The organism is Microbacterium sp. ZW T5_45 (genome assembly GCF_044987415.1).
Lineage (GTDB): Bacteria > Actinomycetota > Actinomycetes > Actinomycetales > Microbacteriaceae > Microbacterium.
Genome location: NZ_JBJDRJ010000055.1, coordinates 1 through 16,823, shown reverse-complemented (window position 1 = coordinate 16,823; position 16,823 = coordinate 1). Strand labels below are relative to the sequence as shown.

Annotated in this window: 15 protein-coding genes; 9 read left to right on the top strand and 6 right to left on the bottom strand. The window is 67.4% G+C overall.

What is annotated here, in order from left to right; all coding sequences use genetic code 11:
- Positions 1–698: 698 nt before the first annotated feature.
- The gene (gene ppgK / locus ACI3KS_RS18355) at positions 699–1,445 is read right to left on the bottom strand and encodes a polyphosphate--glucose phosphotransferase (RefSeq protein WP_404919983.1); all 747 of its coding nucleotides are present in this window, start codon (positions 1,443–1,445) and stop codon (positions 699–701) included.
- Positions 1,446–1,513: 68 nt separating this feature from the next.
- On the opposite strand from ppgK, the gene ACI3KS_RS18350 reads away from it, so the two are divergent.
- From ACI3KS_RS18350 to ACI3KS_RS18335, 4 genes are read left to right on the top strand one after another with little or no spacing between them, the layout of a single operon-like run.
- Positions 1,514–1,720, top strand: a complete 207-nt coding sequence (locus ACI3KS_RS18350; protein ID WP_404919982.1) for an SPOR domain-containing protein — start codon at positions 1,514–1,516, stop codon at positions 1,718–1,720.
- A 2-nt stretch (positions 1,721–1,722) separates the two neighbouring features.
- Positions 1,723–3,060 carry a glutamine synthetase family protein gene (locus tag ACI3KS_RS18345; RefSeq protein ID WP_404919981.1) on the top strand — a complete coding sequence of 446 codons (1,338 nt, stop codon included), beginning with the start codon at positions 1,723–1,725 and terminating at the stop codon, positions 3,058–3,060.
- Between the two features lie 7 nt (positions 3,061–3,067).
- Positions 3,068–6,043, top strand: coding sequence for a bifunctional [glutamine synthetase] adenylyltransferase/[glutamine synthetase]-adenylyl-L-tyrosine phosphorylase (locus tag ACI3KS_RS18340; RefSeq protein WP_404919980.1), 2,976 nt, complete (start codon positions 3,068–3,070; stop codon positions 6,041–6,043).
- 54 nt (positions 6,044–6,097) lie between these two features.
- Positions 6,098–7,012, top strand: coding sequence for a diacylglycerol/lipid kinase family protein (locus tag ACI3KS_RS18335; RefSeq protein ID WP_404919979.1), 915 nt, complete (start codon positions 6,098–6,100; stop codon positions 7,010–7,012).
- Here the strand turns inward: ACI3KS_RS18335 and ACI3KS_RS18330 are convergent.
- Positions 6,999–8,159: an AI-2E family transporter gene (locus ACI3KS_RS18330; protein ID WP_404919978.1), complete on the bottom strand. Its 1,161-nt coding sequence runs from the start codon at positions 8,157–8,159 to the stop codon at positions 6,999–7,001. The genes ACI3KS_RS18335 and ACI3KS_RS18330 overlap by 14 nt on opposite strands.
- Before the next feature lie 125 nt (positions 8,160–8,284).
- On the opposite strand from ACI3KS_RS18330, the gene ACI3KS_RS18325 reads away from it, so the two are divergent.
- The gene (locus ACI3KS_RS18325; RefSeq protein WP_404919977.1) at positions 8,285–9,004 is read left to right on the top strand and encodes a gamma-glutamyl-gamma-aminobutyrate hydrolase family protein; all 720 of its coding nucleotides are present in this window, start codon (positions 8,285–8,287) and stop codon (positions 9,002–9,004) included.
- Positions 9,005–9,036: 32 nt separating this feature from the next.
- Positions 9,037–9,414: a hypothetical protein gene (locus tag ACI3KS_RS18320; RefSeq protein ID WP_404919976.1), complete on the top strand. Its 378-nt coding sequence runs from the start codon at positions 9,037–9,039 to the stop codon at positions 9,412–9,414.
- Positions 9,415–9,581: 167 nt separating this feature from the next.
- Here ACI3KS_RS18320 and glnA read toward each other — a convergent pair whose 3' ends face one another.
- On the bottom strand, positions 9,582–11,006 hold the full coding sequence (gene glnA, locus ACI3KS_RS18315; protein ID WP_404919975.1) for a type I glutamate--ammonia ligase: 1,425 nt from the start codon (positions 11,004–11,006) through the stop codon (positions 9,582–9,584).
- 155 nt (positions 11,007–11,161) lie between these two features.
- Between glnA and ACI3KS_RS18310 the strand changes: the two genes are divergently transcribed.
- On the top strand, positions 11,162–11,593 hold the full coding sequence (locus ACI3KS_RS18310) for an RDD family protein (protein ID WP_404919974.1): 432 nt from the start codon (positions 11,162–11,164) through the stop codon (positions 11,591–11,593).
- 27 nt (positions 11,594–11,620) lie between these two features.
- Here the strand turns inward: ACI3KS_RS18310 and ACI3KS_RS18305 are convergent, their stop codons facing one another.
- On the bottom strand, positions 11,621–12,100 hold the full coding sequence (locus ACI3KS_RS18305) for an ATP-dependent zinc protease (protein ID WP_404919973.1): 480 nt from the start codon (positions 12,098–12,100) through the stop codon (positions 11,621–11,623).
- Positions 12,101–12,129: 29 nt separating this feature from the next.
- Here ACI3KS_RS18305 and ACI3KS_RS18300 point away from each other — a divergent pair, with 29 nt between their 5' ends.
- Positions 12,130–13,317 (top strand): RimK family alpha-L-glutamate ligase, encoded by a 1,188-nt coding sequence (locus ACI3KS_RS18300; RefSeq protein WP_404919972.1) that lies wholly within the window; start codon positions 12,130–12,132, stop codon positions 13,315–13,317.
- Positions 13,318–13,394: 77 nt separating this feature from the next.
- Here the strand turns inward: ACI3KS_RS18300 and ACI3KS_RS18295 are convergent, their stop codons facing one another.
- Positions 13,395–14,105 carry a DUF4191 family protein gene (locus ACI3KS_RS18295; RefSeq protein ID WP_404919971.1) on the bottom strand — a complete coding sequence of 237 codons (711 nt, stop codon included), beginning with the start codon at positions 14,103–14,105 and terminating at the stop codon, positions 13,395–13,397.
- 152 nt (positions 14,106–14,257) lie between these two features.
- Here ACI3KS_RS18295 and ACI3KS_RS18290 point away from each other — a divergent pair, with 152 nt between their 5' ends.
- Complete coding sequence (locus ACI3KS_RS18290; RefSeq protein ID WP_404919970.1) at positions 14,258–15,850, top strand: hypothetical protein; 1,593 nt, start codon at positions 14,258–14,260, stop codon at positions 15,848–15,850.
- Between the two features lie 13 nt (positions 15,851–15,863).
- Here the strand turns inward: ACI3KS_RS18290 and ACI3KS_RS18285 are convergent.
- On the bottom strand, positions 15,864–16,823 hold a 960-nt coding region (locus ACI3KS_RS18285), incomplete at its 5' end, for a 2-oxo acid dehydrogenase subunit E2 (protein WP_404919969.1).

Below are 16,823 nucleotides of genomic sequence, written 5' to 3'. Positions count from 1 at the left end.
GTCCTCATCGGCCTCGAGCCTGTCCAACACCATGCGGACCGCACGGTCCTTGAACGCTTCCGGATACTTCGCGGGCATGTTCCCATCCTCTCGATAAAGGAACGGAACGAAACCCAGGGCGGTTCAGGCCGACAGCGATCGACAACCTCGCCCACTTCTGCCGAGCCCACCACACGCTCAAGCACCCCGACATCCCCGACCCCTACCGGTGGACCGCGCAACAGCACCCGGACGGGACCATCACCTGGCACAGCCCCCTCCACCACGCCTACACCGACCGCGTCCCCCGACGCGTCATGTTCACCTGACACACCCGCCGCCGCCTGACATGCCGCCGCCTGCGCTCGAAGCGAGCGCAGGCGGCTGTTCGGCGCAGTTGGCGAAGCACTGCTGCCGCGGCAGTCGGGCGACCGATCGACGGGCGCGATGTCTGCAGGGCAGCGCTGCTGCCGATGTGCCCTAAGCCGCTGCATCCGCCCGGCCGTGCGCCGCTGCATCCGATGTGCCGAGCGCTGCGGCATCCGAGCGGCCATGCAGCGTCCATCGGCCGCCGTCACTCTGCGCCTGCGAGACTCCTCGCCGCCACCGCTTTCTCGCGCGATGGCGCTGTCGTGACATCGAAACGAAGTAGGCCCGTGCCCCTCGACGAGAACGCGAGGGGCACGGGCCCGATGTCATCGGCCGACAGGCCGAGGACATCAGTCGCCGGCGAGAGACGCCGCGCCGATGATGCCCGAGTTGTTCCGGTGGATCGCGGGGACGATCGGAGTCTTGAGGTCGAGAAGGGGCAGGAAGTCGTCGGCGTTCTTCGAGACGCCGCCGCCCACGACGAAGAGATCGGGGCTGAAGAGGAACTCGATGTGCGAGTAGAACTCCTGCAGCCGCTCCGCCCATGCCGCCCAGCTGAGACCCTCGCGTTCGCGTGCCGAGGTGGCCGCATAGGTCTCGACCGACTCGTACTCGCCGAAGTTCAGGTGTCCGAGCTCGGTGTTGGGCAGGAGCACGCCGTCGTAGATGAAAGCCGAGCCGATACCCGTGCCGAGCGTCGTGAGGAGCGTGAAGCCCTGCACGTCGCGCGCCGCGCCGTGGCGTGCTTCTGCGACACCCGCAGCATCCGCATCGTTCACGAAGACGATGTTGCGGCCCAGGCCGTCGCGGAAGAACCTCTCGGCCTCGAAGTTCAGCCATTCCTTCGAGACGTTCGCCGCGGACAGCGTCTTGCCGCGCTTGACGATCGCGGGGAACGCGACGCCGAGCGGAAGCGTGGACTCGTGCACGTCGAGCTTCTTGAGCACCGTCTGCACAGCGGTCAGCACATCCTGCGGCGACGCACCCTCGGGCGTGGGCACGCGTACGCGGTCGGACGCCATGGTGCCGTGCTCGAGGTCGACGATTCCTGCTTTGATTCCCGTGCCGCCGATGTCGACGCCGATCGCTTTTGCCATGGTCTTCAGCATAGCGAGAGCGGCGCACGCCAGTAGGATCGATGACACCACGTGATGAAGGAGACCTCATGTCGAATCGCGACGAGAAGTACTGGTACAACCTGGCCAGCGGCCAGGTGGAGTTCGGCATGATCTCGCCCTCCGTCGATCGCGTCGGGCCTTTCGACTCGGAGGCCGAGGCCGCCCGTGCGCCGGAACTCCTGAAGGAGCGCTCCCGTGCGTGGGCGGACGACGAAGCCGCCGAGGACGCAGCCAAGGGACAGGGCGCAGAGTGAGCATGGACAAGCAGAGGGATTTCGTTCTCCGGACGATCGAAGAGCGCGGCGTCAAATTCGTCCGCCTGTGGTTCACCGATGTGATCGGCACACTCAAGTCGGTCGCCATCGCACCCGCCGAGGTCGAGGGTGCGTTCGCCGAGGGGATCGGCTTCGACGGATCGGCCATCGAAGGACTCACCCGCAGCTACGAGTCCGATCTTCTCGCGCAACCGGACCCGACGACCTTCCAGACCTTGCCGTGGCGGGGTGAGATCGACCCGACCGCTCGCATGTTCTGCGACATCACGACGCCGGATGGGCGCCCTGCGGTCTCCGACCCCCGGCACGTGCTCAAGCGCACGCTCGCGAAGGCAGCGGATGCCGGTTTCACGTTCTACACGCACCCCGAGATCGAGTTCTACCTCCTCAAGTCGTCATCCTACGGACCGGAAGGCCCCGAGCCGGTCGACTCCGCGGGGTACTTCGACAACGTCCCCGGCGGCACGGCGCACGACTTCCGCCGTCGCTCGGTGCGGATGCTCGAAGACCTCGGCATCTCGGTGGAGTTCAGTCACCACGAGGGCGGCCCCGGCCAGAACGAGATCGACCTGCGGTACGCGGATGCTCTGACCATGGCCGACAACGTGATGACGTTCCGCACCGTCATCAAGGAGGTCGCGATCGAGCAGGGCGTCTACGCGACGTTCATGCCGAAGCCGCTCAGCGGTCATCCCGGAAGCGGCATGCACACCCATATGTCGCTGTTCGAGGGGGAGCGCAACGCCTTCTACGAAGAGGGTGCCAAGTACCAGCTGTCCAAGACCGGACGTCAGTTCATCGCCGGCCTGCTCAAGCACGCCAACGAGATCTCCGCTGTCACGAACCAGTTCGTGAACTCCTACAAGCGGCTCTGGGGCGGCGACGAGGCCCCGAGCTTCGTGACCTGGGGTCACAACAACCGCTCGGCTCTCGTCCGTGTGCCGATGTACAAGCCGAACAAGGGCGGGTCGACCCGTGTCGAGTACCGTGCACTGGATTCGGCGGCCAACCCCTACCTCGCCTACGCGCTGATGCTCGCTGCCGGCCTCAAGGGCATCGAAGAGGGATACGAGCTCCCGCCGGAGGCGGAGGACAACGTCTGGTCGCTCAGCGATGCCGAGCGCCGCGCACTCGGTTATTCGGCGCTGCCCGCGAGCCTCGACCACGCACTCGAGTACATGGAGTCCTCCGAGCTCGTCGCCGAGACGCTCGGCGAATCGGTCTTCAACTATGTGCTGCTGAACAAGCGGAAGGAGTGGGAGGCCTACCGCGGTCAGGTCACTCCGCTCGAGCTCAAGAGCAACCTCGGTCTGCTCTGATCCGCACATGGCCCGTTCGGACGACCCGGTCTCGCTCTCCGCGCTGGCCAGGCTCGGTTTCGCCGAGCTGAGTGAGGCGGCGTCCTCGCTCGATGAGCTCGCCGCGCTTCTCGGCATGGAGCGCGCGCAGCTCGTCGACGGTGCGGACGCCGCTGACCCCGACGCCGGGCTCGGCGCGCTCCTGCGCGTCGCCCGTCGCGACGCCGCTCCGCTGCGCCCGCTGTTCCAGGATCCGCCGTCGCGGCGGCGCCTCTGGCGCGTGTTCGGCGCATCGACCGGACTCGGAGACTTCTTCCTTCGGCATCCGGATCAGTTGTCGGTGCTCTCCGAACCGAGCGATCGGCTCGCCGGCGATCACGAGCTCCGCGACGGGATGCTCGCCGCGGTCGGGGCGGAAGACGGGTTCGCCGCGACCGGCGATGACGCGGCGCTGGTCACACTGCGCGTCGCGTATCGTCGCCGTCTCGCGGCGATCGCAGCCTTCGATCTCACGCATCCCACACCTTCCGTCGTCGTCGGTGCGGTGGCCGCAGCTCTCGCGGACCTCGCCGGTGCCGCACTCGAGGCGTCGCTCGCGGTCGCGCGCACCAAGCTTCGCGGCGGTGGATCGGGTGAGAAGATCGCGGCGACGCGCCTTGCAGTGATCGGCATGGGCAAAGCCGGCGCTCGCGAGCTCAACTACGTCAGCGATGTCGACGTGATCTTCGTCGGAGGCACTGCCGACGAGGGCGTGGTGGAGGAAGCGCAGGCCATCGACATCGCGACGAAGCTCGCGCGCGAGACGATGCGCGGACTCAACAGCATCGAAGTCGAACCGCCGCTCTGGGAAGTGGACGCCGCGCTGCGCCCGGAGGGCAAGCAGGGCGCACTCGTCCGCTCGCTCGCCTCGCATCTGGCCTACTACGATCGCTGGGCGAAGAGCTGGGAGTTCCAGGCGCTGCTGAAGGCCCGTCCGCTGGCGGGCGATCCTGCACTCGGAGCCGAATACCTCGAAGCCGTGCAGCCGAAGATCTGGTCGAGTGCGGCCCGCGAGGACTTCGTCGACAGTGTGCAGAGGATGCGCGAGCGGGTGATGGAGCACATCGACCCGGAGGATGCTCCATACCAGATCAAGCTCGGCTCCGGAGGGCTCCGCGACATCGAGTTCACGGTGCAGCTGCTGCAGCTGGTGCACGGACTCACGGATCCGGGGATCCGCACGCGCGGGACTCTCGAGAGCATCGACGCCCTCGTCGACGGCGGGTACATCGGGCGAATGGATGCCGCGACCTTCGCCGACGACTATCGGGTGCTCAGGCTCATGGAGCATCGCCTGCAGCTTCGAGAGTTGAGCCGGACGCATCTGATGCCGCGCACACCGGCGGGGCTCCGGGTGCTCGCCCGGAGCACGGGCCTTGCGGAGTCCGGCGAAGCGATCTGGACGCGCTGGGAGAACGTGCGCCGTGCGGTGCGCGAGATCCATGTCCGACTGTTCTACCGTCCCCTGCTGACCGCCGTCGCCTCGCTCCCCGAGGAGGAGCGCTCGCTCTCCACGGCGCAGGCCCACGACCGTCTCGCGGCGATCGGCTTCCGCGACCCTGCAGGCGCGTTGCGACACATCGGGGCGCTGACGACGGGGCTCAGCCGCAAGGCGACGATCCAGCGTCATCTCATGCCGGTGATGGTCCGATGGTTCGCCGACGGGAGCGACCCCGACTACGCCCTGCTCGCGTTCCGCCGCATCAGCGAACGACTGGGGGACACCCCGTGGTTCCTGCGGATGCTGCGCGATTCCTCCGGAGCTGCCGAGAGCCTGACGCGTCTGCTCTCGTCATCCCGCTACATCGGCGAGCTCATGGAGTGGATCCCTGAGTCGGTGGCGTGGCTGGACAGCACGGAGTCGCTCCGACCGCGCAGCGGCACCGCGCTCGATGAAGAGGCACGGGCGATCCAGACCCGTCACGAGAGCGTGGTCGACGCCCTGCGCGCCGTGCGGGCGCTGCGCCGTCGGGAGCTGCTGCGCACGGCCATGGGCGGCGTGCTCGACGTGCTCACGATCGAAGAGGTCGCGACCTCGCTCACCGAGATCACCGATGCGACGATCCAGGCGGCACTGCGAGCCGTGCGGCGCGAGGTCGTGCCCGACGAGGACGAGGCGCTGGACTTCGCCGTGATCGGCATGGGAAGGTTCGGCGGGGCGGAGCTCGGGTTCGGGTCGGATGCCGACGTGCTCTACGTGTACGACGCGAACGGTGTCGACCCGGAGCGTGCGGAGCGCCACTCGCGCAAGATCGTGGCGGGTCTGCGTGAGCACCTGACCGACAACCGCGTGCCTCTGGATCTCGACGCCGACCTCAGGCCGGAGGGACGCAACGGTCCCGTTGTCCGCTCGTTCGACGCGTACGCCGAGTACTACCGCCGGTGGTCGCTGTCGTGGGAGGCTCAGGCGCTTCTCCGTGCGCGCGGGGTCGCCGGCAGCCAGAAGCTCGTCTCCCGGTTCATGGCCCTGGCCGACAGCATCCGCTATCCGGAGGTCGTCGATCTGCAGGGGACGCGGGAGATCAAGAGGATCAAGGCGCGCGTCGAGGGGGAGCGGCTTCCGCAGGGCGCCGATCCCCGTCGCCATCTGAAGCTCGGCCCCGGGACGCTCAGCGACGTCGAGTGGCTCGTCCAGCTGCTGCAGCTGCAGCACGCGCACGAGGTGCCCGCGCTGCGCACCACGTCGACGATCGCGGCGCTCGATGCCGCAGTGGACGCGGGATACGTGCCGGCGGAATCCGCCGACCTGCTGCGCACGGCCTGGCGGCTGTCGAGTCGTCTGCGTTCGGCGATCACCCTGTTCACCGGGCAGACCAGTGATGTCCTGCCCAGTGATCCCCGGCAGCTCGATGCGATCGGCATCCTGCTCGGGTATCCGGAGCGATCGGCGAGCGTTCTGGAAGACGACTTCCTCGGCGTGACCCGGAGGGCGCGGAAAGCGTTCGAGACCCTGTTCTACGGATGAACCCGCGGCCTTCCGATGGGAAGGCGCGGATGCGGACATGAGAGAGGCAGCATCATGAGCATCACGACGCTCGGCATCGTCTGGAACCCGTCGAAGGTCGACGGAGACACGATTCGTGCTGCGGTGGCCGACACGTTCGAGGTCGAGGCGCAGTGGTGGGAGACCACTCCGGAGGATCCTGGCCGCGGCATGGCCGAGGAGGCCATCGCCGCAGGATGCGATGTGGTGATCGCGGTCGGTGGCGATGGTACGGTCCGTGCGGTGGCCGAGGCGCTCGCAGGCACCGAGGTCGCCCTCGGCATCGTCCCGCAGGGAACGGGCAACCTCCTCGCCCGCAATCTCGGCGTCCCGCTGGCGGGGATCCCCGCCGCACTCGTGCGCGTGCGGGACGCAGAGCCGCGACGCATCGACCTCGGCTGGGTCGAGTACGCCGGCGAGCGCCGCGCGTTCGCGGTGATGGTCGGCTTCGGGATCGATGCGCAGATGCTCGTCGAGACGGATGACGATCTCAAGTCGAAGGCCGGGTGGCTCGCCTACGTCGAGGCGATGGGCCGGGCGCTGGCAGGCACCGAGATGACCGACATCTCGGTCTCCTTCGACGGGGGAGAACCGCAGGAGGTGCGCGGGCACACGATGCTGATCGGCAACTGCGGGATGCTGCAGGGCGGAATCCGTCTGCTGCCGGATGCCGTGCTCGATGACGGGCAGCTGGACCTGCTCCTGATCAGCGCGGACGGCGCGCTGCAGTGGTTGGACACCGTCCGCTCCGTCGTGTGGGACAACGGCATCCGTCGACTGCTCGGCGGGGGCACCGAAGCCGTGAGCACGGATTCCGCCCAGCACGTCGCTGCAGAGCGCATCTCGGTGACGCTGGAGTCGCCTCAGCAGTTCGAGATCGACGGCGAAGAGGTCGGCGAGGTCTCCTCGTTCATCGCGAGCGTCCAGCCTGGGGCGATCATCGTCCGGTGAACCCGCCGGGGGCGCTCGTCTTGCTGTCCTGAGCGGGGAAGAGCACCTTCTGCACGATGATGATGATGCTCGCGGCCACGGGGATCGCGACGAGTGCACCCGCGATTCCGCCCAGGGCGCCACCCGCGACGGCGGCGATGACGACGAGCGAGCCCGGAACTGCCACGGCTTTGCTCATGATCCGCGGCGAGAGGACGTACGCCTCGATCTGCATGTACACCAGGTAGTAGCCGAATGCGATGATCGCGGTCAGCGGACTGACGACCAGGCAGATGAGCGCGTTGATGATCGAGGCGGAAAGGGTGCCGACGAGCGGGATCATCGAGCCGATGAACGCGATCAGTGCGAGCAAGGCGGGTACCGGAGCGCCGATGATGCTGAGGACGATCAGGCTGAGCACGCCGTTGACGGCGGCGAGGCTGACCTGCCCGATCACGTAGCGGCCGACGGCACCGGAGACGTCCTCGACGAGACTGCTGAACGTGTCGCGCTGGTAGGCGGGTACGAAGCGTGCCGCCACCTTCTTCATGCTGCGCAGCGACGCCATGAAGTAGAGCGTGAGGATGAGGACGATCGTGACGCCGGTGAAGCCGCCGGCGATGCCGGAGCCGACAGCGAGCACCCCGCCGCCGATGTTGAGGAGGTTGCTCGGATCCTGCACGAAGTCGAGCACCGCGGCGGCGGCATCCTCGAAGGTCGCACCGAACAGGTTCGTGAGGTCCTTGTACCAGCCCGACGCCTGGATGTCGGCGACCATCTGCGGGCCGTTGTCGATGAGGTTCGTGATCTGCTCGACGAGGATCGGGACGATCGCGAGGATCACCCCCGCGAACACCAGCAGCACGGCGGCGACGACGATGGCCACCGAGCCGCCACGAGGGATGGAGAATCGGCGCTCGAGGAAGGCGATGATCGGATCGAGTCCGAGCGCGAGGAAGATCGCGAAGCCGATGTAGACCAGCACCGTACCCAGCTGGGTGATGATGCCGCCGATGGTGAGTGCGACCAGCACGCCGAGTGCGCCGAACAGACCGAAGATGAAGGGGTTGATGCGGTTGATCGCCGCAGCCGCGGTCTTGGGGGCGGGCTTCGCGTGCACCGGTGCGGGGCGGTTGTCCGGTTCGGGGCGGTGACGACGGAGACGCATGTCTCTCCCTGCTCTGCGTTCGGTGGGACTGTCAGTTGACCAGGCACGCGGTGCCGAGTCAAGCCGACACGACGGGGTGGTTGCGGCGTCGGTCCGCGGTGTGCGCATCCACGAGAATGGAGGGGATGAACACCACGCACGTCGCCCTCGTCCAGGTCCACGCCGATCCGAGCCGGCGGCAGCCGCGCTATCAGGAGCTGCTAGATCAGTTGAATGCGGCAGCGCTGGATGCGGTGGAGTCGATTCCTGGGTGGAGTGCCGTGCTGATCGCTGCGGACGGCGCGACCGAGACCGAGCTTCGGGAGGCCGCGAGTTCGGCGGATCTCGTCGTGATCCTGGGCGGAGAGGACGTCGACCCGGTCTTCTTCGGTGCCGGAGACGAGCGGGCGCAGCCTGAGGCGTACGAGACGCTGGCGGATGCTCGGCAGATGGCTGTCGTGCGGGATGCCGCCGAGGCGGGGCGCCCGGTACTCGGGGTGTGCCGCGGTCATCAGCTGATCAACGTCGCGTTCGGCGGCACACTCCATCAGGAGATCGGCGAGCACCGTCGCGCCGATCACGACCCGTACGTGCGGACCTCGATCTCGACGACGGCGGACCTGATCCAGGACGCGTCCGCCGGTGTGTACTGCACGCATCACCAGGCTGTCGATCAGCTGGGCGAGGGGCTCGAGGTCATCGCCCGGGCCGAGGACGGCACGATCGAGGCGATCGCGCATCGCGAGCTCCCGATCGTCGGCGTGCAGTGGCATCCCGAGCATCCGGAGGTCGCGCGACGCGAGCTCGCCGCGCTGATGCAGTCGACGCTCGCGTGGGCAGGGCTCCGCGTGGCGGAAACGGTCTGACTCACACGCTTCTTCCGTCGTATCATCCGACCATGAGCTCTCACGCACCGCTGAGCAACGAACCGGTTGAGAGTCCGCCGGGTCTTCCGCGTGCGCGCTATCGATGGTTGTGGCCTCTCACAGCGGTCAACGTCGTGTGTGTCGCTCTCGCCGTGATCGGCGCGACGGTGCCGATACCCCGACTCATCTTCCTGTTCCCACAGGTCGGGGGCTTCCTCTTCGGCCCCGGCATGATCCTCGGCCCTGCCGCAGTGGCCGTCATCCTGATCTGCGGGATCGTGAATGCACGCCGCGGCGTCGACCGTCGGGATCGACGGTATCGATTCCTCGCTGGTCTCACGCTCTCGTCGTCGATCATGTTCGCAACCTGCTTCGTGCCGATGGCCATGATCTTCCTCCGCCCGATCTGACCGCGCTGAGCGAGACGATCCCCACCCTGATGGGGCGGCCACCGTCGACGGCACGCAGGAACCGGAGACACTCGCCGGACAACGAGTCGAGCCCGCCCCAGCGTGATGCTGGAGCGGGCTCGATCTGAGATTCGGCGGACTAAGCCCGGGAATCCCGAGTCATGTCGTCAGACGCCGTAGTACAGCTCGAACTCGAACGGGTGCGGACGCTGCGCCATCGGCAGGATCTCGTTCTCGTACTTGTAGGAGATCCAGGTCTCGATGAGCTCCTCGGTGAACACGCCGCCCTCGAGCAGGAAGGCATGGTCCTCGCGCAGGGCCTCGAGCGAGTCCAGCAGCGAGTTCGGGACCTGCGGGATGTTCTTGGCCTCCTCGGGGGGAAGCTCGTAGAGGTCCTTGTCGACCGGCTCGTGCGGCTCGATGCGGTTCTTGATGCCGTCGAGGCCGGCCATGAGCTGCGCGGCGAAGGCGAGGTACGGGTTGCCAGAGGCGTCGGGCGCACGGAACTCGATGCGCTTGGCCTTCGGGTTGGAACCCGTGATCGGGATGCGGATCGCGGCGGAGCGGTTGCCGGCAGAGTAGACCAGGTTGACCGGAGCCTCGAAGCCCTTGACCAGACGGTGGTAGCTGTTCAGCGTCGGGTTGGTGAAGGCGAGAACGGCCGGCGCGTGCGCGAGCAGACCGCCGATGTACCAGCGCGCGATGTCGCTGAGCTGACCGTAGCCGGCCTCGTCGTAGAACAGCGGCTTGCCGTCGCTCCACAGCGACTGGTGGGTGTGCATACCCGAGCCGTTGTCACCGAAGAGCGGCTTCGGCATGAACGTCGCGGTCTTGCCCCACTGCTCGGCGGTGTTCTTGACGATGTACTTGAACTTCAGGATGTCATCCGCCGAGTGCACCATGGTGTCGAAGCGGTAGTTGATCTCCTGCTGGCCGGCGGTGCCCACCTCGTGGTGCGAACGCTCGAGCGTGAAGCCGGCGTCGATGAGCTTCAGCGTGATGTCGTCGCGCAGGTCGGCCGTCTTGTCGACAGGGGAGACCGGGAAGTAGCCGCCCTTGTACGGGGTCTTGTTGCCGAGGTTGCCGCCCTCTTCCTCGCGACCGGTGTTCCACGCGGCCTCCTCGGAGTCGACCTTGTAGAAGCTCTCGCCGGCGGTGACCGAGTAGCGGACCTCGTCGAAGATGTAGAACTCGGCCTCAGGGGCGAAGAACGCGGTGTCGGCGATGCCTGTGGACGCGAGGTACTTCTCGGCGTTCTTGGCGACCTGGCGCGGGTCCTTGGAGTAGATCTCGCCGGTGCGCGGGTTGTAGATGTCGAAGACCATGACCAGCGTCGACGCCTCACGGAACGGGTCGATGTACGCCGTCGTCACGTCGGGGATGAGCTGCATGTCGGACTCGTGGATGCTCGCGAAGCCGCGGATCGAGGAGCCATCGAAGAGCTGACCGTCGGTGAAGAAATCCTCATCCACGGTCGAAGCCGGGATGTTGAAGTGCTGCTGCACACCCGGGAGATCGGTGAAACGGATGTCAAGGAACTTGACGTCGTTCTCCTTGATGTAGCTCAGTACCTCGGAAGAATCTTTGAACATGGACGCTCCTGTAATGCGGATCGGTGGCTTCACGGCCAGTGTGAACAGTACGGGCGAGGGGTTACCCCTGAGTGTCCGTATTGTTTCCGGCATGTTACGCGACCACCCTTTGCGGCGCGTCAGGCCGCATCAGCACCGGTGGGTAGGCTGGGGGAGTGACGGATGCTGTGAACTCGTACCCCGGTGAACGATTCGGTCTTCCCGAGAAGGGTCCGGGAAGCATCGCCCGTCCTGGTCGCCGCATCGGCGCTCTGCTGATCGACTACGTGGCGGCGACCCTCATCGCGACCGCATTCCTCGGCTACGACCAGTTCGCGCTCCCCTCCGAGGCCGGGCTCAGCCAGTTCGCTCCGATGGCGGTGTTCGCGTTGCTGCAGGTCCTCTTCATCCCCACCGCCGGGGGAAGCCCGGGTCATCGCATCCTCGGGATGCGCGTCGTCCTCTACGGTCGGCCGGGCTGGGTCGGTCTGTGGCGTCCGATCGTGCGAACAGCTCTGTTGATCGTCGTGATCCCCGCAGTCGTCTGGGATGCCGATCAGCGCGGGCTGCACGACAAGGCGGCCGGGCTCATGCTCATCCGAGCCTGACGCTCGATCCCGAGCCCACGTACGCCGTCACTCCTTGCCGCGGTTGCGGCGACGCGCCTCTCGCGGTGCACGACCGCCGACGAAGGAGCGCGCAGGGTCGACCACGTAGCCCTGACGAAGCGCCTCGCGCCCGATCAGCATCCGGAATCCCATCTCGTCGCGATTGCTCAGCGTCACCTCCGCGAGCACCTCGCGGTCGTAGAGCCGGATCAGAAGCTCGACGACGAACCGCACCTGCGCATGGCCCGACGAGCTCCGCACCGCGCGGCGATCGTGCACGGGGCACTCGACTTCGACGGCATCCTCCTGGCTGTCCTGCCAGGGCTTGACCCGGAACCGGACCCACGACTCGCCGTCACGGTTGAACTCCGCGATGTCGAATGCATGCAGCGAAGAGGTGCGCGCGCCCGTGTCGATCTTGGCCTTGAGCCAATCGACTCCGAGATCGGGCAGGCTCACCCATTCTCGCCACCCGATAAGGGTGTTTGAATGGGATGACTTGCTCACCCGACCATCCTGGCAGGAAATAGACCCCCGTGAAGATCGCAGTGCTCTCTCGTGCGCCCCATGCGTACTCCACCCAGCGGCTCCGCGCCGCCGCGCTGCAGCGCGGTCACAACGTCAAGGTGCTCAATACGCTGCGATTCGCGATCGATCTCACGGCGGACGAGCCCGACCTGCACTACCGGGGGCGACAGCTCAGCGATTACGACGCGATCCTGCCCCGGATCGGCAACTCCATCACCTACTTCGGCACCGCCGTCGTACGGCAGTTCGAGCAGATGGACGTCTACACGCCCAACACGGCCAACGGCATCTCGAGTGCGCGCGACAAGCTGCGGGCCAATCAGATCCTCTCGCGGCACAACATCGCCATGCCGCCGACCGCTTTCGTGCGCAATCGCGCAGACGTGCGTCCGGCGATCGAGAGGGTGGGCGGTGCCCCGGTCGTCATCAAGCTCCTCGAGGGCACGCAGGGGATCGGCGTGATCCTCGCTCCGCAGGTCAAGGTCGCTGAGGCGATCATCGAGACCTTGCACTCGACGAAGCAGAACGTGCTGATCCAGAAGTTCATCTCAGAGAGCCGTGGGCGCGACATCCGCGCGCTCGTCGTCGGAGATCGCGTGGTCGCGGCCATGCGTCGCTCGGCCGCCGGCGATGAGTTCCGCTCCAACGTGCACCGCGGCGGATCGGTCGAGGCGATCGAGCTCGATCCGGTCTACGAGCGGGCGGCCGTGCGCTCCGCACAGATCATGGGCCTCCGTGTGGCCGGTGTGGACATGCTCGAGGGCGACGACGGGCCGCTCGTCATGGAGGTCAACTCCTCGCCCGGTCTGCAGGGTATCGAGACGGCCACGAAGCTCGACGTGGCAGGCGCGATCATCGACTACATCGCGGGCCAGGTCGCATTCCCCGAGATCGACGTGCGCCAGCGCCTGACCGTGTCCACCGGATACGGCGTCGCGGAGCTCATGGTCCACAACGCCGCTGACCTCGTCGGCAAGACGCTCGGCGAGGCAGGACTGTGGGAGCGCGACATCACGGTGCTGACCCTGCATCGTGGGGTCAGTGTGATCCCGAACCCGCGCAAGCACGTAGTCCTCGAAGCCGACGACCGTCTCTTCTGCTTCGGCAAGCTCGACGAGATGCGGTCCATGATCCCGGAACGCCGACGCCGTCGGGCCAAGGTGCGCCGACTGCCCCGACAGCCGCTGTCGGAGTGAGCCTTCGTCTGTTCGCGTCCTGAACCACGAAGCGGCCGCACCTCTCGGTGCGGCCGCTTCGTGGTTCAGGGTTGGGATCAGCGGGGGCGCTGAGCACGGACCTTGGTCGGGTCGATGCCCTTCGGGATCGGCAGCGAAGAGAGCGACTGGGAGACCGAGTCGATGCGACGGATGACGGCGCCCATGGTGGCCTTGTCGATCGCCTTGGGGAGCTTCTTGATCGTCTTGGCGAGATCCGCGATAGCTACCTCGTCGTCGCCGTGGCCCACGTACAGGACGGTCACGGGAACACCGTGGGCGACCCTGGCGGACCGGCTGCGCTCATCGTTGACGAGACGTGTGAGCCGACCGCGCGCGCCCTCGCCCACGACGACGACACCGCCGCGGCCGATCGCGCGGTAGACGGCATCCTGCGTCTTGGGGTTGATGCCCACCGGGGTGTCGGAGGCCTGCCAGTTGCGACCGAGGCTCGTGCTGAGCACGTGGCCGGCGGCGCCCGGCATCCCGTCGATCTTCTGATACATGGCGCTCGTCGAGAGACGCGTCATCAGGAACATCGAAGCGAGCACACCCAGCATGAGTCCCGAGATGCCCCAGAGGATCAACGTCCAGATCTGGAACGGGGGGATCAGGTATCCGACGAGGAGTCCGATGAGGACGCCGCCGATGAGGAGCGCGATCTGCGCCCAGGGGAGCCAGGAGTAGACCTCGCGGGTGAATCTGAAGAGGGACTTGATCTGGGAGAAGAACCCAGGACGCTTCTCAGGTTCGGACGCACGATTTGCCATACTCCCAGAGTACCGACTCCGGCCGCTGCCGTTGTCCTCGTTCGCGGGAGGCGGACCCGACTGTTCGTCCCCAGCGGGCGGATCTCGGACAAGTCATCCACAAGCGCCTCTTTCGGCACCATGAGCACGCCGCATGCGCTGTCATGGTGGTCATGGACAGGGAACCGGACTCGAACGCCAGCGCGCTCGTTCCCGGTGTGCACCGGGTGATCAGGGTGCTCGACGCGGACGAAGGGCCGTTTCGGGGGTCGTTGGTCGCGAACGGGAGCGGGGTCGCCGTGCTGGTCGACTCCGCCGAGTACGCCGGGTGGAGCGGGTGGTCGCTCGCAGGGTGCGAGCATGTGGCCGGTCCTCTCGACCTCGTGCGTCGTGCCGACGGGCACGACGTGCTGCTGCCGTGGTGCGTCGAGCGCGTCGAGGCGTTTCTGGGGAGACGCTCGGCCGCCGATGCGCTGCTCACCGCCGGGGAGGTGAGCACTCTCGTCGTGAGTCTGTTGCGGGGGATGGACGAGCACGCGGAGCACGGCGATGACGGGTCCCGCGGTGCGTGGTGGCTCACGGAGGCCGGGAGGCCGATCTTCGTGATCGGGGACGGTGACGACGTGAAGACGGCGTCGGCCCGGATCATCGACCGGGTGCGTCGGGACTGCCGTGATCGCGCGCTGGGGCGTGTGCTCGCGGACGTGCATGCAGCGCTGGTGGAGGGGCGGGCCCGACCTCGTCCCTCCACGGCTCGTCTCGCCAGGTGGGAGTCGGAGCTGTTCGAACTCGCGGCGCCTCGTGCGCTGGTGCTGCAGGTGCAGACGCCGGAACGGGTACGGGACAATGCGGTGGCGCAGCGGGCACGTCAGTCGATGTCGGCAGACATCGTGCCGCGTCGGGAGCGCCGGAATCATCGGGAGCGCGGTCGTGGGAGCACGAACGGTCTCGTCGTGCGCATACGAGGCCTCGTTGCGTTCGGCGCGGACCTGTTGCGCGCGGCCATCACGCGAGTCCCCCGCTCAGCGCAGTCGATTCCGCCTGTGGACGGCGGACGCCGGGATCGTAGGGCGTCGCCCGAACGAGGTCACGGCGACGTCCGGGTGTTCGCCGACGACCGGGTGAGCATCCGGCGGCCGGATGGCCGGACGGCGGTCACCGCGCCGAAGACCTCACGTCGTCGTGCGCTCCTCGTGGCCGGCGCGGCGGCCGCAGCGGTGCTTGCCGGAGGGCTGCTGTGGCCTGGCGGTGCGACGGGGCAGTCGGATGCAGTCGACGCAGGTGCGGTGACGGAGGAACCGGCCAGGACGTCGTCGGACCCGTCGGACGGCGCGACGCCGTCAGATGTCGGGGTGGCTGCGTCCGGCGGCGAAGATACGGACGCGACCGGCGAGTCGGCGAACAGCGAGCCGGATGCATCGCAGGGGGCGGACTCCGACGATCCGGTTGCAGCCGCACAGGCTCTGCTCCAGGCGATCCGGAGGTGCAGTGTATCCGGCGACACGGTCTGCGGCGATGCGGTCGCGGAAGGGTCCGCCGGCGTCGTCGATTCACTGTCAGCAGTGCTGCAAGACGGGGATGAGCCGCACATCGCCCTCATCGACGTCTACGGCGACGTCGCGGTGGTCCGCGTCGGCGCGGCGGCCGACGCGGGGGCGTCGCCCGAGCGGGCGGCAGACATGCAGGAGCGCATGCTCGTCCTCATCCGTCAGAACGAGAACTGGCTGGTCCGCGACGCCTATGACGTCGCGGACCAGCCAGGATGAGGTGCGGCGGTGATCAGGCTCCGAGGTCGGCCGCGAAGTCCGCCGACTCGAGGCGCGACTTGATCGCACCGAGGAAGCGCGCAGCGTCCGCGCCGTCGATGATCCGGTGGTCGTACGAGATCGCGAGGAAGACATACGAGCGCACGGCGATCGCGTCGACGCCATCGACGGTCACCACGCCGGGACGCTTGAACACGGTGCCGGTGCCGAGGATCGCGGACTGCGGCAGGAACACGAGCGGCGTGTCGAACAGCGCACCGCGCGAGCCCGTGTTGGTCACCGTGAAGGTGCCGCCGGCGAGCTCGTCGGGCTTCAGCTTGTTGTCACGCGTGCGCGCAGCCAGGTCGGCGATGTCGTGGGCGAGCTGAGCGAGGTTCTTGCTCGCCGCGTCGCGTACGACCGGGGTCAGCAGACCGCGCTCGGTGTCGACCGCGATCGAGATGTTCTCACTCGCGGGGTAGACGATGCTGTCGCCGTCGACCGTCGCGTTGATGATCGGGAACGCCTGCAGGGCCTCGGCAGCAGCCAGCGTGAAGAACGGCAGGAACGACAGCTTGTCGCCCGTCTTCTGCTGGAACGACACCTTGACGCTGTCGCGGTACTTCGCGAGAGCCGTGACGTCGACCTCGACGAACGTGGTGAGCTGCGCCGTCTGCTGCATGGACGCGACCGCGCGCTCCGCGACGACCTTGCGCAGGCGGGACATCTTCTGCGTGGTGCCGCGCAGCGGGGAGACCTCGAGCTTCGCGGCCTTCGGTGCGGCGGCCGCAGCGGGAGCGGCGGTCGCGCTCTCCGCGGCGTTGAGGACATCCTCCTTGCGGATTCGTCCGCCGACGCCCGTGCCCTTGACGGTGGCGAGGTCGACGCCCTGCTGCGATGCGAGGCGACGCACGAGCGGGGTGACATAGATGTTGTCGTTCTCGACGACCTGTGCCGGTGCGGCGGCAGGTGCCGGAGCAGCCGACGCGGGGGC